The organism is Natrinema longum (assembly GCF_017352095.1).
GTDB lineage: Archaea > Halobacteriota > Halobacteria > Halobacteriales > Natrialbaceae > Natrinema > Natrinema longum.
This window is the reverse complement of the sequence record NZ_CP071463.1, coordinates 1442497-1461322: the sequence shown is the minus strand read 5'-3', so window position 1 is coordinate 1461322 and position 18826 is coordinate 1442497. Positions and strand designations below refer to the sequence as shown.

Below are 18826 nucleotides of genomic sequence, written 5' to 3'. Positions count from 1 at the left end.
CTGCTCCGAGAACGCCGTCGTTTCGCGATCGATGACTCTCACCCCGGCTGATACCGTCACCTGTCGGCCGTCCGCTTTTGGACGAGACTCGCGTACCCACACGGAATGAGTTCGACCGAAACCCCGTCCGAGACCGGTCGCGGGTTCGGTCTCTCGAGTCGCGAAGCGCGTGTGATCGGCGGCGCGAGCCTCCTAATGGCGATCAACGTCGCGGTGATGTACGCCCTCGCGACGACGCCGCTGGCGGCGGTCAACGACTACCTCTTCGCGTTCCCTATCGTCGGCGCGCTGGCCTACGGCGCGGCGATCATGGCCGGCCAACTGGTCGCCGAGCGGGGCGTCTCCGGCGGCGATACCGGGGTTGCGTTCGTCGGAATGGTGATCCTCCAACTGGCCTTCGGGGTCTTCGGAGCCGGCGCGCTTCGGTTCGTGCCGCGGGAGTCCCAACTGACTGTCCTCGCCGTGACGGCGGTCGTCGTCGCGGTGCTGACGGCGCTCATCGCCGCCTACGTCTACGCCCGCTCGACGACGTTCGAACACTGGGGGTCGTACGCCAACTACGCCTTCATCGGCGGGGTCGTCGCCGTCGCCGTCGGGACGTTCTACGCGCCAGTCCTGATCGCCGGCTTCGTCCTGATCTTCCTGGGCTTTCTGCTGCGACTGGGCTGGGAGATCTGGAAGGTCCGGGACGAGCGGACCGCGTCGATCGCGCTCCAGACCATCGGCGTCTACATCGCCGTCGCCGGCGTCTTCGTCCACGTGTTACAGCTCGTGATGCGGTACTTCGCGTCTCGAGGGTAAGCGACGTTTCGGGCCCACAGTAGCGGAATCGCGGTGGTCGCCCTCTTTACGTTGTGTTCCCACGGAGGTTTGTCACGAGTGTTCTGCGAGCGTGGCAGCACGGAGGAGCCACGCCCTCCCCAGCCGATTCGCTCACTGCCGTTCGCTCATCCCTCGCGCAGTATTTTCGACCGTCCTCACTGTCGTTCGGCCGGTCCGCTTACGGCTCGCTTCGCTCACCGTTCGCGCTCGAGGCGCTCCCGTCGGTCGCGCCTCGCCGACAGCGCGCGCCACCGCATATCGGTCGACCAGCAGGAGTGATGCATCGAGGGTTCTCCCTCTCGTAGCTAGAGAGATTCAATAGGGGTACTCCGCGAGCCGATCAGTTTTCGCTTTCGTCGCCCTCGACGTCCTCGTCCGCGACGACCTCGCGGAACCCGTCGAGGATGACCTGCTTCGTCACCGCGCCGCGGGTCGTCCAGTGGTTCGCGTAGTCGAGCATGTCGTCGTAGATGTCGGGCTTACAGCCCGCGGCTTTCGGGTGGCCGCCGCCGTTTACCTTCCCCGCGACCTCGTGGCACCGTTCGAACGCGTCGGTGCCCCGAATCGAGGCCGAGCCGGCAGGTTTGACGATCACCGACGCGTCGGCCCCCTGCTCGCGCATCGCTTCGGCGACCTCGTTTTGCGAACAGCGACCGTAGGTAATGCCGACCGTGTAGCCGCCGATCTCGCGCAGTTCCGCCCGGCCGACCGCCTGCTCGATGAGCGCTTCCTTCTCGACGCGGCGCTCGGCGATGTAGTCGGTGACCCACTCGGGGAGGTCGACGCCGTACTCGCGGACGACCTCGACGTACTCCGCGGGGTCGGTCCAGTAGGCGTAGTCCGCCAGATCGTCGCTGCGGGGATCCTCCCGCAGCCAGAGGTCGTGATCCCGCGTCACCGCCGCGAGTTCCTCGTACATGGGCCCGAACTCGTACTCGAGCGAGCGGGAGACGACGTCGGCACTGCACTCCTCCTCGGAGTCGCCGACGACGAGGTCGACGCCCGCGTCGCGAACCGCCGCCGCGACGTCGTCGCCCCACTGGTGGTGATCGTACCACGAGACCCGGTCGGCAGTCGCGAGCGCCGCGTCGAGTTCGTCCTCGACGTACTCGTAGCGGTCCGGCGCGAGGTCGCAGACGAAGACGTCGATTCCCTCCTCGCCGTACTCGGCGACGCGGGCCAGCGCGTCCTCGACGTCGTGGGGACTCGCGGGAACGAGCGCGACGTCGTGTGGCGTCGGCTCGGGCTCTTCGAGGGGTTCGTCGCCCTCGTCCGGGCCGGCGGGCTCCTCGTCGTCTGGCTCCGGGACGTTCTGGACGTCGTCGTAGGCCGCTCGAATCAGCGCGACGCAGGCCAGGCCGTCGGCGTCGGGATCCGCGATGACCGCGGCCTCGGCACCCTCGAGTGCGGCTTCAGTCTGCTGGTCCTCGAGGTCCTCCTCGAGCGTATCGGGCAGGAAGAAGCCGGTCCCCGGCAGCACCGACTTCCGAGCGAGCGACAGTTCGTCGCTCCGGATGAGTTCGTCGTACATGGTACGTGCTGAGTGACCGGCGGGGAAGTAATCGCCGGTCTCGAGAGCCCATCGGCTCCGACCGCGCCCGGCGGTCGGACGGACTCCTGTCCGTCATCGTCGGCGCGACCGCACGGCGGTTCGCGGTTTCGCCGACGAATCGTTTCGCCAGACCGTCTCAGGCGTCGGTAGCGACCGCGTCCTCGCCATCGCCAGCAGTCTCGAGTTGCCGGACCGTCAGGACGGGGACGGGCGACGTGCGGACGATCCGTTCGGCGACGCTGCCGAGCAGGAGCCGGTTCTCCCCGTGGCGACCTCGGGTTCCGGTCGCGACGACGTCGGCGTCGACCTCGCGGGCGTACTCACAGATTTCGACGGCGGGTCGGCCTTCGCGGGTCGCAGTCGTCACGTCCCCGTCCGCCCGTTCCGCGACGGTAGCCAGCGCGGCGTCGGCGGTCGTCTCGAGGGCGGTGCGGAGTTCGTCCCGGAGCTGCTGGGGTGAGGCGTCGACCTCGCTGGCATCGATCACCGAGAGCGCGTGGACCTCGGCGTCGAACCGGTCGGCGAGATCGAGTGCGACGTCGACGGCCCGTTTCACGCTGTCGGACCCGTCGGTGGCAACGACGACCGTATCGAACATGGCCGTGGATTGCGCGTGCGGTCGCTTATACTGTTCGCTGTTCGGAAGCGCGATGAGTGGGGCTCCACTCGCGCCGGGAAGGGGGCTTTTTTGTCACGGGCCACCCACTGCCGCGTATGGACGCCAGCGAGCCGTTTACCGTCGACACCGTCCTCGCACCGGTCGACGGAAGCGACGAGTCCGCCACCGCCGTCGAGTACGCCGTCGCCGTCGCCGACCGCTACGACGCCTCCGTGCACGCGCTTTTCGTTCTCGGGCGCGGCGTCGTACGAGGGTTAGACGCCGGCATGGTCGACGAAACCGACATCGCAGAGAACACACAGGACTTTTTCGACGACATCGGCAAGATCGCCGCCGATGCGGGCGTCTCGCTCACTACTTCCGTCGACGACGGCTTCTCGCAGACGCGGAAGACGCGCCACCCCGGCAACGTCGTCCTCGACACTGCCGACGAGATCGACGCCGACTTCATCGTCCTCCCCAGGGAACCCGTCACTCGAGCCGAAGCGGAGGTCCTCGAGAAGGCCGCCGAGTACGTCCTCTCGTACGCGAGTCAGCCCGTGCTGTCGGTCTGATCGCTGGGCGAGTCTCGCCGTCTCAGCCCGTCCCGAGTCGAATCGCCATCTCCTGTTCGAAGCTTTCGGTCCCGGTCGATTCGAAGCCGACCCGTTCGTAGAGGGCGATCGCGGGATTGTTCCAGCGTTCGACGGTCAGCCACACGCGCCGGATTCCGATCTCGGCAGCGTGGCCCAGCAGGTTCTCGAGCAGCGTCGTCCCGATACCGGCCTGCTGGTAGGCCTGGAGGACGAAGATCGCGAGCTCCCACTCGATGTCCGCGTCGTGGCCGATCGCGGACGGATCGTCGGTGTCGGGAACGAGCATCGCGTGGGCGACCACGTCGCCGTCGTGGCGGGCCACGACGTTGATGCTGTCGTCGCCGATCGTCTCGAGCCAGTTGCGGATACGCTCCTCGCCGGTCGGCGGAATCCCCTGTGCGCGGTCGGTCGGATCGAACTCGGTGTACATCTCGACGACGTCTCCGAGCGTCTCGTCGGTGAACGCCGACGGCGCTCGAATCTCGATCGATCGCCCCTCCCGATCCTCGATCGTCGTTGGCGGTGCGGGGAACGGACCGGACGGTTCGTCGGGATACTGACGCGATCCAGCCATCGTTATCGCACCAGTTTGACCGTCGTCGGTGCGTTCAACAGGACGAACTCGGTGATCGGGCCGAGCTGAATCTTCCCCATCGGGCTCAGGGTACCGCCGCCGATCACCAGCTGGTCGAAATCGCCTTGCTCGGCGTAATTGACCAGTGCGCTTCCGGGATCTCCCTCGAGTTTCTCGACCTCGACGTCGGTAATGTCTGCCTCCTCGAGCGAATCGAGGGCCTGTTGATACATTTCGTCCTGTGAGCGTTTCGACTCGGGCTTGTCGACGACGACGATGGTGAGCTCGTCACCGACCTCGCGCGTCCGCTCGATGGTCCGTCGGAGCGTCTTCACCGACTCGTCGCTGCCGCCCAGACCCAGCAACACGTTCATACCCCTGACTGTGAGCCGATACACGAAAACGGTTGTGCCGATTTCCGGGTTCGAACCCCCGTTTCCGTCCCCGCGGGTGGAACGCAATTGCATACGTTGCGCGTGACGACGCTGTTAAGAACGTGTAGTGAATAGGTCCACGGAATGAGTGATGCGGCGCTCGATGTCGTGGAGTTTCTGCTCACGACGAGCGTGTATTCGGACGACCGGACGCTAGACGAGAACGATCTCCCGCCGGCGTTCCGCCGGGTCTACTGGACCGGTGGCGTCGACGACGAAAGCGGAGGTGGTGACGAGAGCGACGGGAGTTCCCGCAAACCCGCCGGGATCAGTCGCCCGCTGTCGGTCACGACCACGACCGCACGGGAGGCAACCGGCGTCGACCGGCCGTGGGAGGCCGTCGCCGACCTGATGTTCACCGAGCGTGACGAGTTCTCGGGCACGATCACCCTCGCCCAGCAAGACATGGCCGAGGAGTGGTTCGCCGAGCGCGTCGACGAGAATCGACTGCTCGAGAACCCGACGTTGGCGAAACACTTCGCGACCCACGAGGCCTACGAGTTCGACGTCTCCCACGAGGAGGCCCGCGAGCGCAACCGGCCGATTCAGGCCGACCGCGTCTGGATCGACGGCCTGCTCAACGAGTACTTCGACGAGGAAGACGACGAGGAGATGCTCGACCTCGTGGAGGTCCGCGCGCCCGAGGAGGTCGATATGTCTCTCGACGACCTCGTGCTCACGGAGGACCAGCAAAACGAACTCGACAAGATCTCGAAGGCGATCGAACACCGGGATTATCTCGCCGATATCGGCCTGCGGGAGATCGGGAAACTGCTGTTCGTCGGCCCGCCGGGAACCGGGAAGACGTCCACGGCACAGGCGCTGGCACAGGACATGGACCTCCCCTTCGTCGAGGTCAAACTCTCGATGATCACGAGCCAGTACCTGGGCGAAACGGCGAAAAACGTCGACAAGACCTTCGAGGTCGCGAAGCGACTGTCGCCCTGTATCCTCTTTATCGACGAGTTCGACTTCGTCGCCAAGACCCGTCGCAGCGACGAACACGCCGCGCTCAAGCGTGCGGTCAACACCCTCCTCAAGAGCATCGACAACATCTCGCTCATCGAGGACGACGTCTTGCTCATCGGGGCGACCAACCACCCCGACCAGTTAGACGACGCTGCCTGGCGGCGCTTCGACGAGATCATCAACTTCCCCAAACCCGACCACGGCATGCGGGCGGACATCCTCGGGCTCATCACGCGGACGATGGACATCGACGAGTTCGACCCACAACTCATCGCCGAGGTCACCGAGGGGCTGACCGGCAGCGACCTCCGGATGGTGCTTCGGGAAGCAGTGCTCGAGGCCTTGACCGAGGATCGGACGACGCTCACCCAGGAGGACCTCCTCGACGCCGTCGAGGAGTTCGAGGAGCGGGATACGCTGAAGAACATGGACATGATGGGGGGCGACCACGACGCGCTCGTCGCCGGCGGGGACCTCGACAAGGCGAGTGACGGCGGTCACTCCCACGATCACGACCACGATCACGATCACTGATACGGTCTCCTGTCCGTCAGTGCCGGTGGGACCGGGACCGACCTGCGGTCCCACCGGGACATCGGGACAGCAAACCGTCTGAACCGTTCGACGGGGGACCACGTCTCGTCCGTCCGACAGCATCCTTTTCCACCCGCCGCCCGTTGCGGAACGTATGCCAGACGACCGGAACGTGTACGGCACCGAACTCGAGCCCTGCAGCACCGACCCACCCACGGGCTACCTCCGGGACGGCTGCTGTCGCCGGGTCGAGTCCGATCGGGGCCGACACGAACTCTGTGCCGTGATGACCGAGGAGTTTTTGCGGTTCAGCCGAGCGCAGGGCAACGATCTCACTACGCCAAGACCGGAGTTCGAGTTCCCGGGTCTCGAGCCCGGCGACCGGTGGTGTCTCTGTCTCCCGCGGTGGGTGGAAGCGCAGGAGGCGGACTGCGCGCCGCCGGTCGTCCTCGAGGCGACTCACGAGGCGGTCTTACGCGACGTCGATCCGGACCTCCTTCGGGAGCACGAGTACGACGGGCGCGTCGCCGAGGAGTCCGAGACGGAGTAGGGGCCGACTGAGCCCGCGGGGAATACCCTTTATGCGACGGCTGTCAATCACCCCGTATGAGCGAAAGCACACCAGGGGGGAACGCCGCGGATGCGTTCGCCAGCCGGGCGCGGACCGAACACGGCGAGTCGATCCGCGAACTCGTCGTCTTCGGCGATGCCGTTCGGGGTGACGACCGCGGCGTGCACGCGTCGATGGAGGTATTGCTCGTCCTCGAGGAGGACGACGAGGAGATCGAGCGACGGCTCGAGGCACTCGCCGAGACCGTCGGGCTCGAGCACGGCGTCGTCTTCTCGGTCCACGTCCTCCCGGCCGATCGGTTCGAATCGCAGTCGGACCACCCGTTCATCCGAACGGCACTCGAGGAAGGGCACTCGTATGTGTAGGCGGCGACGAGCCGTCGGTTCGGGGTTCCGGCGATCGCTCACTCTTCGCTCCCCGGCCGCTTTCGGAGGGGCGACGTAAGGATGCGGGTGAGCCTACTCGGAACCGGTGACACGACGGGGACGCCGACCGTCGGCTGCGACTGTGACACCTGCGCCGCCGCACGCGAGCGCGGCGTCGAGCGCACGCGGTTCTCGGTCCACGTCGAGAACGAGCGGCTCGAGGAGTCGCTGCTGATCGACTTCAGTCCCGATTTCCGATACCAGTTCCTCCGCGACGAGGTCCCGCTGCCCGACGCCGCCGTCGTCAGCCACATCCACTTCGATCACCTCGACGGTCTGGGCAACGTCTTTCGCGTGCTCGATTCCCTCGAGGTCTACGCGGCCGACGAGACCGATCCCCAGACGGGAAAGAGCGTCGCGGGGACGGTCCGTGACGATTATCACTATCTCGACCCCCTCACCGTCGTTCCGACGACGCCACTGGAGACGGTCCGGATCTGCGGGCTCGACGTGACGCTGGTGCCGGTCGACCACCCGCCGCTGGTCTGTTACGGACTCGCCGTCGAGGATCCGGTGACGGGCGCGAAACTGTCGCTCACGGGCGATACGAGCTACGACGTTCCCGAGGAGTCCCGCGCGGTGTTGGCCGACGCGGATCTCCTGCTCGCGGACGGAATCGTCCCGGCGAGTCTCTGTGAGTATCACCCCCTCGGCGGCCGCCACGAGGACGCCGACGGCGTCCCTCGGACGTTCGGCACGAAACACATGACTCGAGAGGGCGCGCTCGGGCTGGCAGCGGAACTGAACGCCGAGCAGACGCGGCTGGTACACCTCGCACACTTTTACCCTGCCGACGAGGCGTTCGAGGAGCCACTGGCGATCGACGGCGAGCAGTACGTGCTCTAGATTCACGGGTTCCGTTCGAGCGGTCGAGACTGGGCGGCTCTCAGACGGTCTCCTGTCCGTCAGCGCCGGTGGGACCGGGACCGCCTTGCGGTCTCACCGGGACATCGGGACAGCAAACCGTCTCAGCCGAACCGATCGAGTCCCGACTGTCGTCGCCGTTTTCCGGTCGGTTCGGCCTCCCACGCGGTTCGGCGATCGCGCTCGGCCTCGAGGTCGACCCGAGACTCGGACGCCGACGCCGGTTCGTATCCCGGACACGAGGAGCCACACTCCGAGCCGGCGTCGACCACTCGGGCCTTCCACTCGCAGTAGGGAAGCGTCGCGCCGCTGGCGTCGTCCGGGCGGCAGGCCACGCAGGCGGGGAGGTCGTACGTTCGCCACCCCTTGCCGTAGGCCCGTTCGGCGATCCGTCGGCGGGTGCGAGCCTTCGCCTCGGGGGAGACGACCTCGATCTCGGTGCGGCCGGGGTGGGACTCGAGTGGCTCGATGCCGGGCTCGTCGACGGCCAACGGCGTCGGCTCGCGGAGCACCTCGATCTCGAGCGAGCGGCCCGCGTTCGCCCCGTCGCGGTGAACTCGCCAGACGCCGACGGCGTCGGGGATCCGGTTCAGGTGGGCGCGTGTCACGTAGCTCTCGGTCGCGAGGACGACCTCGTCGACCAGTCCGAGACTGACGTCCGTTCGCAACTGGGCCTCGAGGTCCCCCGGGCGGCCGAGGTCGGGTTTGTTCTCGATCCCGAGGAGTCGGTCGTACCAGTCGGGGTAGCGGGCGACCTGCCGGACGTACTCGCGGCTCCTTGTCGTGGTCGCGCCGTGATCGCGTTCGAAGAAGCCGATCTCGACGGCCCGCTCCATGGCGCTGCGTGCTCGCTCGGGGTGGCAGTCGAAGGCGTCCTTCCAGTAGCGGGCCCGCCCGGGGCCGACGGCCGACTCGATGGCCGCGCCGGGGATCGACTCGCTCGTGATCGCGACCCGGTCGGCGAATTCGGGGCCGGGTTCGACGCGGATGACGTCGAGGATCCGCCCCCCTGGGTCGGCGACGCTCCCGCCGAGTTGGCGCGCGACGATCCCCTCCTCGCGCTCCTCCAGGCGGGCACACAGTTCGAGTTCGAACGCGAACTCCGACACGGTCGTGGTGAGGGCCGGCGGCGAAATAAGTCGTCGGATCCACCCGTCCTCGAGACGACCGGCGGACGCGCGATATCGCGGGTGAACGCCGATCGTGAGCGACCGCTCGGACTCGGGGCGAGGGAAAAGCACTATTCGCTGGCAGGAGTGGGAGAGACCATGAGCGGAGAACGGTCGGCGGCCGCGGTCTTCGGGCTCCTCTCCGACGAGACGCGGATCGACGTGCTTCGGGAGATCGCCATCGCCCAGGCCGAGCGCGCACACAGCGCCGGCCCGGCGGAGCTCTCCTTCTCGACGATCTACGAGCGGGTCGACATCGACAACACGTCGAAACTCTCCTACCACCTCGGCGAACTCGAGGGACTGTTTCTGCGAAAGGGCGACGACGGCTACTCGCTGACACACGCCGGCGAACGGATCGTCCGGCTGCTCCTGTCGGCAAACTACGGCGAGCCGAGGGGATTCGGCGGGACGGCTGTCCGGGGATCGTGTCTGCTCTGTGGGTCGGCGTCCCTCGAGGCGTCCCTCGACAACCAGTTCCTGAAGATCGGCTGTCGCGACTGTGGGCGGGACATCGCGGGCTACGAGGTCACGCCGGCACAGGTCCGCGAGCGGTCCGCCTCGGCCGCCGTCGACGCGTTGACCCATCGAATGGGGGCCCACTACCGGCAGGTTCGGGGCGGCGTCTGTCCGTCGTGTGCCGGGCGCGTGTCCCTCGAGGTGGTCGAGGTCGGCGAACCCGACGCCGATCCGTTCCACGCGATCGATCGGTGTGAGGAGTGTCTCCGATCGTACTCCGCCCCGTTGACGCTCCGGACGTCCTACCACCCCGAATCGGTCGCGTTCTGCTGGGAGCGAGGCGTCGACGTGCTCTCGAGCGCGCCCTGGGAACTGCTTGGCTACGTCTCCGAGGGCCAGTGGTCGGGCACGCGTACCGCGACGGAGCCCGACGAATACGAGGTCGTCTACCGTCTCGAGGGGGACGAGCTCCGACTCGAGCTCGCGTCGGACCTGTCGGTCACGCGGACCGAGCGCGTGTGCCGCGAATCGGTCCGCGATCGCCGGTCCTGACGATTGTACTGTCACGTGCCGACTGTTCCCATACGGTTTCGCCGAGCGAAGGGATAGCTCGCAACCTTTATCAGTCGCACAGGGGAATCACTACCCAAGATTACTCATCGTCTTATGGTAGGAAATCGACAACCGGAGGTGAACATCGGGCTCGTCGGTCACGTCGACCACGGCAAGACGACGCTGGTGCAAGCCCTCAGCGGCTCGTGGACGGACCAGCACAGCGAGGAGATGAAACGCGGTATCTCGATCAGGCTCGGCTACGCCGACGCCACGTTCCGCCACTGCGAGGGACTCGAGGAACCCGAGTGTTACACCGTCGAGGAGGAGTGTCCGGACGGGTCGGAAAGCGAGCCGTTGCGGACCGTCTCGTTCGTCGACGCCCCGGGGCACGAGACCCTGATGGCGACGATGCTTTCGGGCGCGTCCCTGATGGACGGTGCCGTGTTGGTGGTCAGCGCCAACGAACCCGTTCCACAGCCCCAGACCGAGGAGCATCTGATGGCGCTGGATATCATCGGCATCGAGAACATCGTCATCGCACAGAACAAGGTCGACCTCGTCGATCCCGAGACGGCTCGGAACAACTACGAGCAGATCAAGGAGTTCGTCGAGGGAACGGTCGCGGAGGACGCGCCGATCGTCCCCGTCTCCGCCGGTCAGGAAGTCAATCTCGACTTGCTTATCCAGGCCATCGAAGAGGAAATCCCCACGCCGGACCGGGATCCCGACGCCGATCCCCGGATGCACGTCGCCCGCAGCTTCGACATCAACAAACCCGGGACGACCGCGAAGGACCTCGCCGGCGGCGTCCTCGGCGGCAGTCTCGTGCAGGGCGAGCTCGAGGTCGGCGACGAGATCGAGATCCGGCCCGGCCGGGAAGTCGAGGAAGGCGGGAAGAGCGAGTACGTCCCGATCGAGACGAGCATTCGCTCGCTGCAGGCCGGCGGCGAAACGGTCGACACCGTCACGCCGGGCGGCCTCCTCGGCGTCGGGACCGGACTCGACCCCTCGCTCACGAAGGGCGACGCGCTGGCAGGCCGGATGGCCGGCCCGCCGGGGACGCTCCCGCCGACGTGGAACGAGTTCACCATGGACGTCGACTTACTCGAGCGGGTCGTCGGCGCGGAAAGCGGCGAGACGGTCGACGAGATCAGCACCGGCGAACCGCTGATGATGACCGTCGGGACGGCGACGACCGTCGGCTCGGTTACCAGCGCCCGAAGCGGCGAGTGCGAGGTCCGACTCAAACGACCCGTCGCCGCCGATCCGGGGACGAAAATCGCGATCAACCGCCGTATCGGTGCGCGCTGGCGGCTGATCGGGCTGGGAACGCTCACGGACTAAGGCGATGAGCACGCGGACGCAGGTCGCACTCGACACGAGCGCGCTCATGATGCCGGTCGAACTCGACGTTCGGCTGTTCGAGGAACTCGAGCGGCTCCTCGATTCGTTCGAGCCGACGATCCCACAGGCGGTCCTCGAGGAACTCCGGCGGCTCTCGGAGAAGGGCGGCCAGGAAGGGACGGCCGCGACCGTCGGCCACGATCTGGCGACCGAACGCTGTCTCGTCGTCGACACGGAGGCGTCGTACGCCGACGACGCGCTGGTCGAACTCGCCCGCGAGGGGAACGTCGAGTACGTCGTCACGAACGATCGTCCGCTGCGCGACCGGGTGCTCGAAGCGAACAGACCGGTAATTGCATTACGCGGGAGAAACAAGTTAGCGATCACTCAACCATAGATGTACAAACGGGTTAGACTGAAGGACACGGTAGAAGTACCGCCGGAAGAGCTCGGCGACGTATCGCCGGATCGAGTCAAGCGACTGCTCCAGGACAAACTCGAGGGACGGATGGACGAAGAGGTCGGCAGCGTCGTCTCCGTCACCGAGGTGCACGATATCGGCCAGGGGACGGTGTTACCGAACCGGCCTGGCGTCTACTACGAGGCCGAATTCGACGCCGTCACGTTCGATCCCCAGATGCAGGAAGTCGTCGACGGCACCGTCGTCGAGGTCGTCGAGTTCGGTGCCTTCGTCGGGATCGGCCCCGTCGACGGCCTCTTGCACGTCTCGCAGATCAGCGACGAATACCTCGCCTTCGACGGCGAGAACCAGCGCCTCGCCTCGAACGAGTCCGCACGTTCACTCGGCGTCGACGACGCCGTCCGGGCTCGCATCGTCACCAAGAGCATCGACGAACGCAACCCCCGTGACTCGAAGATCGGGCTCACCGCCAAACAGCCCGGCCTCGGGAAACACGGCTGGCTCGAGGAAGAGCGAGAGAAACGCGAAGCGACCGCAGGTGAATAACCATGGCATCCGACCGTCTCGTCTGTCGTGAGTGTCACCGGGTCAACGAACCCGATAACGAGACCTGTGACGCCTGCAACTCCTCCTCGCTGACCGAAGACTGGGCGGGCTACGTCATCATCGCCCATCCCGAGGAAAGCGAGATCGCGACGGAGATGCAGATCACCGAACCGGGCGCGTACGCCCTGAAAGTTCGCTGATTCACGTGACCCGCGACGACGACCAGCGTCCGGCGTCCGCCGACGGCGACGATCAGCTACTGGTTTTGCCCGACGAACTCCGCGACGAACTCAAAGAGCCGATGGGGCCGATCGAGACGGACGCGGATCGCCTCCTCGAGGCCGTCGATGGACCCCTGATCGCCGTCGGCGACATCGTTACGTATCATCTCCTGCAGGCGGGCCGTCGACCCGATGTCGCACTCGTCGACGGCCGGACCAAACGCAGCGCCGTCGACGAGGAGATCCGCGAGGCGGTCACGTCCGGCGCGAGCATCGAAGTTCGGAATCCGCCTGCGGAACTCTCCGCGCCCGTCGTTCGGGCACTCCGTCGGGCGCTCTCGACTGCGGAACCGACCACCGTTCTGGTCGACGGGGAGGAAGACCTCGTCGCCCTGCCGGCGATCGCCGCCGCACCCGAGGGTGCAAGCGTCGTCTACGGCCAGCCCGACGAGGGGATGGTTCACGTCGTCGTCACCGACGACGACCGAACGGCGATGCGCGAACTCCTCGAGCGGTTCGAGGGCGACACCGACCGATTCTGGGCGTTACTGGACGGCTAACCCGATTTACGAGTCACTGTCGTTTCGATGCGGTCGTCGGGATCGTCCTCGGGTGATCACGGCCCGATACCGACGAGGGAGCCACTCGAGTGGCACGCCGGCATTATTTAAACACCGTTGCATGGTTAGAATAATATTTATATAGTACGTTGGATAGACAGTACCTGTGACAAATGAAACACGACGGGTGAGAACGCGCCGGGACGATCGAATCGCGTCGGAGTGATACTGCCGGACAGAACGACGTGAAGCCGGTCGCGAATTCGCGGTCGTCCCCACAGGCGACGACCGCACGTCTGCGACCGGGTTCGCATCGACTTCTGTCCAGTCGTATGGCCCGGCTCGGATCGATCGGTCACGAGGTTCACAACGGAGTGTCGAACTCGAAGCGCGAAACACCCTCTCGGCAGACGGAACAGAGGACTATGGTCATCACAAACACACCTGCTCCTGACAGTCAGCAACGGAACTCAAACACGGCTCGAGACGGTCGAGCGAGGACGAACAACGTTCTGACGATACTGGATCGAACGGCAACCGTCGCTCTCCCGCCGAGGACGGGCGACCGAGACCGTCCCCGATTCGAACCATGAGATACGTTCGACTCGAACTATCGACACCGGCCGGTGCCGTCCACCCGGTTGGTCGGGGGTTGGCGACCGACTCGGATCTCGAGCGGGCCGAACTGGTTTACCTCGATTCGTTTCCGGATGGGACAGGGATTCTTCTGTACCGACTCCGCGCTGACGCCGAGAAGCTCCGATCACACATCGGGGAGCACCCGCTCGTCCTCGAGTGGGATCTCTTCGAGGGAACGGGGGCGGACGTCTACTGTTACCTGTCCGTCGATTCCGGCGAACCGGCCTCGACGCTCATGTCCCTCGTCGGGCAGGATGGGCTGATCGTCGAGACGCCGATCGAGTTCACCGGCTCCGATTCGCTTCGCCTCACCGTCGCAGGAAAAGAGGAGATGATCCAGCACGCATATCAGTCGATCCCCGAGCGGTTCGATTGCGTCATCATCAAGACCGGCGAGTACGACCCGACGTGCAAGTGGTCGATCCTCGATTTGACGACACGCCAGCAGGAAGTGCTTCGAACGGCAGTCGACATCGGGTACTACGACGTTCCAAAACAGGCGACACATCAAGACATCGCGAACGAACTCGGCTGTGCGACGAGCACCGTCGATGAACACCTCCGGAAAGCGGAATCCGGGGTCTTTTCGTCGTTGTTAGGATAGGGCATCGACGACGCCACGACACCACGAGCGGATCCTGGTCGGAACGGCGTCGGGGAACCCCGACGGACCGTCGGTCGTGGCGTCGGCGGGAACCCACGCGATACAGAGCGAGCCGCCGACCATCCCGAGGAACGTCCCGATTCCGAGCCCACCGAGCGCGCCGAAGATCGAGACGATCGCAAACGCGATCCCGACCGCGCCGAAATACGTCGCGTACTGCGGGTAGGCAAGCGAGAGGAGACCGGAGACCAGAACGGGCGCAGCAAGAACCAGCCCGACGAAGACGAAGTCGTTCCGAACCATCGCGAATCGGAGCACGAGATCGAGCGGCACGGCGGCGATGACGAGGCCGGCCAGCGTGAGTACGATCCCGCCCCAGAACGGTCGCTCGCGCCGCCAGTCGGCAAACCGACTGCGTCGGTCGTCGATCATCCGTCGTTACTCCGTTGCGTTGTGTTCCGCCTGACAGTCGATCACTGGTGGGGTGGTGTCCGTCTCCTCGGGATTGGCCACCATCGCGACGTCGAGTTCCTCCAGCGAGAGTTGCGTAATATACTGGTTTTCCGTCTGGATCGTCCCGTCTTCGATCGTGATATCCGGCGACGAGATCCGCATCCGCTCTTCTCCCTCCTCGTATTCGACGACCTGGTCTTCCTCGAACCTGATATCGCCCTCGAGATGCGTAAACCGCTGATTGAGCCCCTCGAACTCCACGTGTTCGGCCTCTATCGACACTCTGAACGTATCGTCCGTGACGGGCATCTCGAGGTCTTTGAACAGGTGGAGCCCCTCGATCGTTCCGCTCTGGATGCGCGTCTCGCTGACGGGATAGCGCTCACAGCCCTCGTGGCTCTCCATCGTCGAGTACTGTTCGAACCCGTCGCCCCGGAGTTCGTCGAACGCGACGGTGAATCCGCCGACACCCGTCGCCGGAACGGCGACGCCGGCACCGACGGAGGCGACCCCAGCGAGGAAACCGATCAGGACCACGTTTGCGACGAGGAATACGACGACGAATCGTTTGCGATCGATTGGCACGGTTGCGGTGACATTCCCCATATGTATAAGTATAAATTTGCTCGTGTATAGACGGCCATATAAACGGGTCCTGCCGGCCGGATGAGGGGTGGCAACACGTCGATCCGACCAGGCGGTGACGTTCCCGCCGATCGGTACCGCCAGTGTCACCGCTGTGGGGTCGAACGCGTCTCGTTGAATCGGCTCGGCGGGGTCCCGTCTCGACGGTCTCCGTCAGGGCTCGAGTCGTCGCCCGGTGATCGCCATCCCAGTGGCGACGGCGGCCGTTACCGGGGGTCCGACGCGAGGCTCCGTCTCGGACGGTTCGGCAGCCGACGTGTTCGTCTCGGTTTCCCCCGTCCCGTCCGAATGCCGGACGCCATCGGTGGTCTCGGTGGTCGAATTCGCTCGTGGCTCGTCGATCGCATCCGTCGTATTTTCGTCGTCGGGTTCGGTACCGTTCGTGGTGGCCTCATCGGTTGCCGTGGTCGTCCCGTTCGAATCGGTCGCGTTCGCAGTCGAACCGGTCGATTCGTTCGCCGAGCCGTCGGTTCCGTTCTCCGCCCCAGCGGTTTCGGTGTCGTCGGGTGCGGAGAGACCGAAGTGTTCCTCGAGTTCGGGGATGATACTCTCTCCGACGGGCGACTGCCGTAACAGGTACACGAGCTGGTCCCACGGCAGGGTGATGATCATCCGGTCGGCCGTCCCGTGTCCGAACTCGATATCGGTCCACGGCCCCCGAAGCGTCGTCTCTTCGAACTCGACGTCGTCGAGGGTGATGGTCATCGTTTCGTTCTCCATCGACACTCTGTCGAAACACGTTCTCGCCGAGTGGATCTTCCCGGACCCGATCTCTATCATGTCCGCCTCGGCGGTGGTGCCGTTGCCGGTCGACGACACGACCGCCGACTCCGTGGTGAGGTTCGTCGCGTCCTGTTCGTAGGCGTTCATCGAGATGTTCTCGAGCTCCGTCGAGAAATCGAGGCAGAACGGTTCAGGGGGCCCCTGCTCCTGTGTGACGGACTCGTTCGCCGTCGATCCCGACTGCGAGGGACTGGCGTACACCCCCGCGGGAAGGCTCGCAGCGACGACGATACCGAGACAGAGGGTCAGGAGAGCGGATCGACTGATCATGTTCGAGTATGGTGTTTGCTAACAGAATGTCAGCCGCGCCGATATTTATTGCCGAGGGTATGTCCGGGATTTTATCCCAGACGGGCGTTCAACACCGGACTCGAGTCGGAACCCAGGATGATCCCCCGGTCGATGCCGCCTCAAAAGCGGCGGAGCAACGATACCGAGACGGCAGTCGTCTCCGGACACGAGTTCGAAACCGGCTCGGTGCAGTAGCCACTAACGGAGTAGCCGTCCGATGCGGGATCGGGAATCGCTCCCTGACACCGTCGGCCGTCGCCGCGGCGGATGGTCCCACGCGAGACGCCGCGTCCTCAGACGGTCTCCTGTCCGTCAGTGTCGGTGGGACCGGGACCCGCCCTACGGTCCCACGGTAAATCGGGACAGCAAACCGTATCAGTTGACGACCGTGTGCTCGAGCGTCCCGATTCCCTCGATTTCGAGTGCGACGGTGTCGCCGTCCTCGAGCCACTGCTCCAGTTCCAATCCACAGCCCTCGCCGACGGTGCCGCTGCCGATGACGTCGCCGGGGTGGAGGGTCTCGGACTGTGAAATATGCTCGATGATCTCGGCGAAGGAGTGGTACATCTCGTCGACGGTACCCTCCGACCAGACCTCGCCGTCGATCCGGGCGGTCATCGGCGCGGAGAGGACGTCGATATCCTCGCGGGGGACGACGTAGGGGCCCAGCCCGTTCGCGAAGTCCTTGCCCTTCGCGGGACCGAGCCGCCCCTCCATCTCCTCGCCCTGGATGTCGCGGGCGCTGAAGTCGTTGAAGACGGTGTAGCCGGCGATGTGGTCTTCGGCCTCCTCGGCGGGAATGTCCCGGCCGCGCATCCCGATGACGGCCGCGATCTCGAGTTCGTAGTCCATGATCTCCGAGTAGTCGGGCCACTGAATCGTCTCGCCGGGCGCGACCACGCTGTCGGCGTTGCCCTTGTAGTAGACCGGCAGGTCGTACCAGACGTCCGCGATCTCGCCGTCCATACTGTTCTGAACGTGTTCCTCGATGGCCATGCAGTCCCGCATGGAGTTTGGCCGTGGCAACGGCGCGCACAGCCGGTACTCGCCGGGTTCGTACCGAAGCTTCGCGCCGCCGGGCCCGCGTTCGGCGTCCGTCTCGGCCGCGTACTCGAGGGCCTCGCGTGCATCCGCGATCGCCCGGTCGCCCCGCTCGAGGAAGGCGATCATCTCCGGCGGGACGTGGGTCCGGGCGAGGTCGGCCGGCGCGGGTTCGCCCTCGGCCTCGAGAGCCGCGCCGGAGGCGGCGGTGAGGTCCACGAGGGTCGCTTCGCCGGCCGGCGCGCCGTTCGACTCGGTCGACTCGTCGACGGCACCGATGCGTTCGACGGGACCGACCGGGGTGTCGACTTCGAAGGTGGCGAGTTTCATGTGCTACTCCCACCTGTTTCGTCGCCAGCAATAAAGGCAACCGGCCGCACCCATCCCGCGCTCCCGTCTTCGATCGAGATCGGGAACGCGACCAGCGGGATATCGGTCTCGCGGGGCAACGCGTCGAGGTTGGCCATCTTCTCGATCTGGCAGTACTCGACCTCCCGGCCCGCGACGTGGGCCGGCCACAACTCGTCTTCCTCGCCCGACTCGAGGTAGCGCTCGCCCATCGTGGCGAAGGGCTTGTCGAAGCCGTAGGCGTCCGTGCCGATCACCTTCACGCCCTGCTCGACGAGGAACTTCGTCCCTTCGGCGCTCATGCCGGGGAACTGCGTGAGATAGTCGGGCTGGCCCCACAACTCGTCGGCCCCAGTTTGAATCAGGACGATCTCACCCGGCGAGAGCTCGTGAGCCAGTTCGTCGAGGGCGTCCTCGAGGTCGGCAGCCGAGATCTCCTCGCCGGGATCCATCCACCGGAAATCGAGCACGACCGCGTTCCCGCGACACCACTCGAGAGGGATCTCGTCGATCGTCTTCGCCGGCTCGCCGTCGACCTCGGGTCCGTAGTGCCAGGGCGCGTCCATGTGGGTGCCCGCGTGGGGGATCACTTCGAGATCCTCCCAGGCCAGTCCCATGCCGTCGGGGAAGTCCTCGGGAGCCACGTCGTAGCCCTGCGCCTGTAGGTTCTCCGCGAGCCGGTCAGCGCCCGCCTCGTGGTCGAAGGCGTCTATCTTCGGCGGGGTGGGTTCGCTCGCGACGCCGTCCTCGAGTCCGATGCTCAGGTCGACGAGCGTGGTCTCGTCGGCTGTCACCAAATCTCGCATAG

Annotated in this window: 23 protein-coding genes; 13 read left to right on the top strand and 10 right to left on the bottom strand. The window is 65.7% G+C overall.

Going from position 1 to position 18826, the window contains the following annotated elements; translation table 11 throughout:
• The first annotated feature begins 105 nt into the window (after nt 1-105).
• Entirely contained in the window at nt 106-801 is a 696-nt protein-coding gene (locus J0X27_RS07300; RefSeq protein ID WP_207271715.1) for a hypothetical protein, read from the top strand.
• A gap of 361 nt (nt 802-1162) precedes the next feature.
• On the opposite strand, the gene J0X27_RS07295 is transcribed toward J0X27_RS07300, so the two are convergent.
• Both J0X27_RS07295 and J0X27_RS07290 read right to left on the bottom strand, forming a co-directional pair.
• Entirely contained in the window at nt 1163-2353 is a 1191-nt protein-coding gene (locus J0X27_RS07295; protein WP_207271714.1) for a DHH family phosphoesterase, read from the bottom strand.
• Nucleotides 2354-2510: 157 nt separating this feature from the next.
• Complete coding sequence (locus J0X27_RS07290; RefSeq protein WP_207271713.1) at nt 2511-2972, bottom strand: universal stress protein; 462 nt, start codon at nt 2970-2972, stop codon at nt 2511-2513.
• Nucleotides 2973-3088: 116 nt separating this feature from the next.
• Between J0X27_RS07290 and J0X27_RS07285 the strand changes: the two genes are divergently transcribed.
• Nucleotides 3089-3547 (top strand): universal stress protein, encoded by a 459-nt coding sequence (locus tag J0X27_RS07285; RefSeq protein ID WP_207271712.1) that lies wholly within the window; start codon nt 3089-3091, stop codon nt 3545-3547.
• 22 nt (nt 3548-3569) lie between these two features.
• Here the strand turns inward: J0X27_RS07285 and J0X27_RS07280 are convergent, their stop codons facing one another.
• Together J0X27_RS07280 and J0X27_RS07275 are read right to left on the bottom strand one after the other, a co-directional pair.
• A complete protein-coding gene (locus J0X27_RS07280; RefSeq protein ID WP_207271711.1) occupies nt 3570-4142 on the bottom strand; it encodes a GNAT family N-acetyltransferase in 573 nt (190 codons plus the stop codon).
• A gap of 2 nt (nt 4143-4144) precedes the next feature.
• Nucleotides 4145-4516, bottom strand: a complete 372-nt coding sequence (locus J0X27_RS07275) for a universal stress protein (RefSeq protein ID WP_207271710.1) — start codon at nt 4514-4516, stop codon at nt 4145-4147.
• Between the two features lie 144 nt (nt 4517-4660).
• Here J0X27_RS07275 and J0X27_RS07270 point away from each other — a divergent pair, with 144 nt between their 5' ends.
• From J0X27_RS07270 to J0X27_RS07255, 4 genes are all read left to right on the top strand, one after another.
• Nucleotides 4661-6079: an ATP-binding protein gene (locus tag J0X27_RS07270; RefSeq protein WP_207271709.1), complete on the top strand. Its 1419-nt coding sequence runs from the start codon at nt 4661-4663 to the stop codon at nt 6077-6079.
• A gap of 154 nt (nt 6080-6233) precedes the next feature.
• Entirely contained in the window at nt 6234-6629 is a 396-nt protein-coding gene (locus tag J0X27_RS07265; protein ID WP_207271708.1) for a DUF2237 family protein, read from the top strand.
• A gap of 56 nt (nt 6630-6685) precedes the next feature.
• Entirely contained in the window at nt 6686-7015 is a 330-nt protein-coding gene (locus tag J0X27_RS07260) for a hypothetical protein (RefSeq protein ID WP_097381266.1), read from the top strand.
• Nucleotides 7016-7096: 81 nt separating this feature from the next.
• A complete protein-coding gene (locus tag J0X27_RS07255) occupies nt 7097-7921 on the top strand; it encodes an MBL fold metallo-hydrolase (RefSeq protein ID WP_207271707.1) in 825 nt (274 codons plus the stop codon).
• A gap of 122 nt (nt 7922-8043) precedes the next feature.
• Here J0X27_RS07255 and J0X27_RS07250 read toward each other — a convergent pair whose 3' ends face one another.
• Entirely contained in the window at nt 8044-9048 is a 1005-nt protein-coding gene (locus J0X27_RS07250; RefSeq protein ID WP_207271706.1) for a DUF5787 family protein, read from the bottom strand.
• Nucleotides 9049-9207: 159 nt separating this feature from the next.
• Between J0X27_RS07250 and J0X27_RS07245 the strand changes: the two genes are divergently transcribed.
• The 7 genes from J0X27_RS07245 (at nt 9208) to J0X27_RS07215 (ending at nt 14457) form a co-directional block, all read left to right on the top strand.
• Entirely contained in the window at nt 9208-10119 is a 912-nt protein-coding gene (locus J0X27_RS07245) for a winged helix-turn-helix domain-containing protein (protein ID WP_207271705.1), read from the top strand.
• 114 nt (nt 10120-10233) lie between these two features.
• On the top strand, nt 10234-11466 hold the full coding sequence (locus tag J0X27_RS07240) for a translation initiation factor IF-2 subunit gamma (RefSeq protein ID WP_207271704.1): 1233 nt from the start codon (nt 10234-10236) through the stop codon (nt 11464-11466).
• 4 nt (nt 11467-11470) lie between these two features.
• Nucleotides 11471-11863, top strand: coding sequence for a type II toxin-antitoxin system VapC family toxin (locus J0X27_RS07235; protein ID WP_207271703.1), 393 nt, complete (start codon nt 11471-11473; stop codon nt 11861-11863).
• On the top strand, nt 11864-12433 hold the full coding sequence (locus tag J0X27_RS07230) for a DNA-directed RNA polymerase (RefSeq protein WP_097381270.1): 570 nt from the start codon (nt 11864-11866) through the stop codon (nt 12431-12433).
• Between the two features lie 2 nt (nt 12434-12435).
• Complete coding sequence (spt4, locus tag J0X27_RS07225; RefSeq protein ID WP_076143095.1) at nt 12436-12633, top strand: transcription elongation factor subunit Spt4; 198 nt, start codon at nt 12436-12438, stop codon at nt 12631-12633.
• A 5-nt stretch (nt 12634-12638) separates the two neighbouring features.
• On the top strand, nt 12639-13214 hold the full coding sequence (locus J0X27_RS07220) for a GTP-dependent dephospho-CoA kinase family protein (RefSeq protein ID WP_207271702.1): 576 nt from the start codon (nt 12639-12641) through the stop codon (nt 13212-13214).
• Between the two features lie 589 nt (nt 13215-13803).
• Entirely contained in the window at nt 13804-14457 is a 654-nt protein-coding gene (locus tag J0X27_RS07215; protein ID WP_207271701.1) for a helix-turn-helix domain-containing protein, read from the top strand.
• Here J0X27_RS07215 and J0X27_RS07210 read toward each other — a convergent pair.
• The 5 genes from J0X27_RS07210 to J0X27_RS07190 form a co-directional block, all read right to left on the bottom strand.
• On the bottom strand, nt 14449-14889 hold the full coding sequence (locus J0X27_RS07210; RefSeq protein WP_207271700.1) for a DUF6114 domain-containing protein: 441 nt from the start codon (nt 14887-14889) through the stop codon (nt 14449-14451). The genes J0X27_RS07215 and J0X27_RS07210 overlap by 9 nt on opposite strands.
• Before the next feature lie 6 nt (nt 14890-14895).
• On the bottom strand, nt 14896-15495 hold the full coding sequence (locus tag J0X27_RS07205) for a hypothetical protein (protein ID WP_207271699.1): 600 nt from the start codon (nt 15493-15495) through the stop codon (nt 14896-14898).
• Between the two features lie 213 nt (nt 15496-15708).
• Complete coding sequence (locus J0X27_RS07200) at nt 15709-16608, bottom strand: hypothetical protein (RefSeq protein WP_207271698.1); 900 nt, start codon at nt 16606-16608, stop codon at nt 15709-15711.
• Nucleotides 16609-17004: 396 nt separating this feature from the next.
• On the bottom strand, nt 17005-18000 hold the full coding sequence (locus J0X27_RS07195; protein WP_207271697.1) for a fumarylacetoacetate hydrolase family protein: 996 nt from the start codon (nt 17998-18000) through the stop codon (nt 17005-17007).
• On the bottom strand, nt 17997-18824 hold the full coding sequence (locus J0X27_RS07190; RefSeq protein WP_207271696.1) for a cyclase family protein: 828 nt from the start codon (nt 18822-18824) through the stop codon (nt 17997-17999). The genes J0X27_RS07195 and J0X27_RS07190 overlap by 4 nt, the downstream gene beginning before the upstream one ends.
• Nucleotides 18825-18826 lie beyond the last annotated feature (2 nt).

What these genes read in the sequence shown, in the direction of transcription:
- J0X27_RS07300 (WP_207271715.1), top strand. Translation starts at nt 106, where the DNA reads ATGAGTTCGACCGAAACCCCGTCCGAGACCGGTCGCGGGTTCGGTCTC.
- J0X27_RS07245 (WP_207271705.1), top strand. Translation starts at nt 9,208, where the DNA reads ATGAGCGGAGAACGGTCGGCGGCCGCGGTCTTCGGGCTCCTCTCCGAC.
- J0X27_RS07275 (WP_207271710.1), bottom strand. Translation starts at nt 4,516, where the DNA reads ATGAACGTGTTGCTGGGTCTGGGCGGCAGCGACGAGTCGGTGAAGACG.
- spt4 (WP_076143095.1), top strand. Translation starts at nt 12,436, where the DNA reads ATGGCATCCGACCGTCTCGTCTGTCGTGAGTGTCACCGGGTCAACGAA.
- J0X27_RS07195 (WP_207271697.1), bottom strand. Translation starts at nt 18,000, where the DNA reads ATGAAACTCGCCACCTTCGAAGTCGACACCCCGGTCGGTCCCGTCGAA.
- J0X27_RS07280 (WP_207271711.1), bottom strand. Translation starts at nt 4,142, where the DNA reads ATGGCTGGATCGCGTCAGTATCCCGACGAACCGTCCGGTCCGTTCCCC.
- J0X27_RS07235 (WP_207271703.1), top strand. Translation starts at nt 11,471, where the DNA reads ATGAGCACGCGGACGCAGGTCGCACTCGACACGAGCGCGCTCATGATG.
- J0X27_RS07230 (WP_097381270.1), top strand. Translation starts at nt 11,864, where the DNA reads ATGTACAAACGGGTTAGACTGAAGGACACGGTAGAAGTACCGCCGGAA.
- J0X27_RS07295 (WP_207271714.1), bottom strand. Translation starts at nt 2,353, where the DNA reads ATGTACGACGAACTCATCCGGAGCGACGAACTGTCGCTCGCTCGGAAG.
- J0X27_RS07200 (WP_207271698.1), bottom strand. Translation starts at nt 16,608, where the DNA reads ATGATCAGTCGATCCGCTCTCCTGACCCTCTGTCTCGGTATCGTCGTC.
- J0X27_RS07290 (WP_207271713.1), bottom strand. Translation starts at nt 2,972, where the DNA reads ATGTTCGATACGGTCGTCGTTGCCACCGACGGGTCCGACAGCGTGAAA.
- J0X27_RS07270 (WP_207271709.1), top strand. Translation starts at nt 4,661, where the DNA reads ATGAGTGATGCGGCGCTCGATGTCGTGGAGTTTCTGCTCACGACGAGC.
- J0X27_RS07260 (WP_097381266.1), top strand. Translation starts at nt 6,686, where the DNA reads ATGAGCGAAAGCACACCAGGGGGGAACGCCGCGGATGCGTTCGCCAGC.
- J0X27_RS07215 (WP_207271701.1), top strand. Translation starts at nt 13,804, where the DNA reads ATGAGATACGTTCGACTCGAACTATCGACACCGGCCGGTGCCGTCCAC.
- J0X27_RS07190 (WP_207271696.1), bottom strand. Translation starts at nt 18,824, where the DNA reads ATGCGAGATTTGGTGACAGCCGACGAGACCACGCTCGTCGACCTGAGC.
- J0X27_RS07240 (WP_207271704.1), top strand. Translation starts at nt 10,234, where the DNA reads ATGGTAGGAAATCGACAACCGGAGGTGAACATCGGGCTCGTCGGTCAC.
- J0X27_RS07285 (WP_207271712.1), top strand. Translation starts at nt 3,089, where the DNA reads ATGGACGCCAGCGAGCCGTTTACCGTCGACACCGTCCTCGCACCGGTC.
- J0X27_RS07255 (WP_207271707.1), top strand. Translation starts at nt 7,097, where the DNA reads ATGCGGGTGAGCCTACTCGGAACCGGTGACACGACGGGGACGCCGACC.
- J0X27_RS07210 (WP_207271700.1), bottom strand. Translation starts at nt 14,889, where the DNA reads ATGATCGACGACCGACGCAGTCGGTTTGCCGACTGGCGGCGCGAGCGA.
- J0X27_RS07265 (WP_207271708.1), top strand. Translation starts at nt 6,234, where the DNA reads ATGCCAGACGACCGGAACGTGTACGGCACCGAACTCGAGCCCTGCAGC.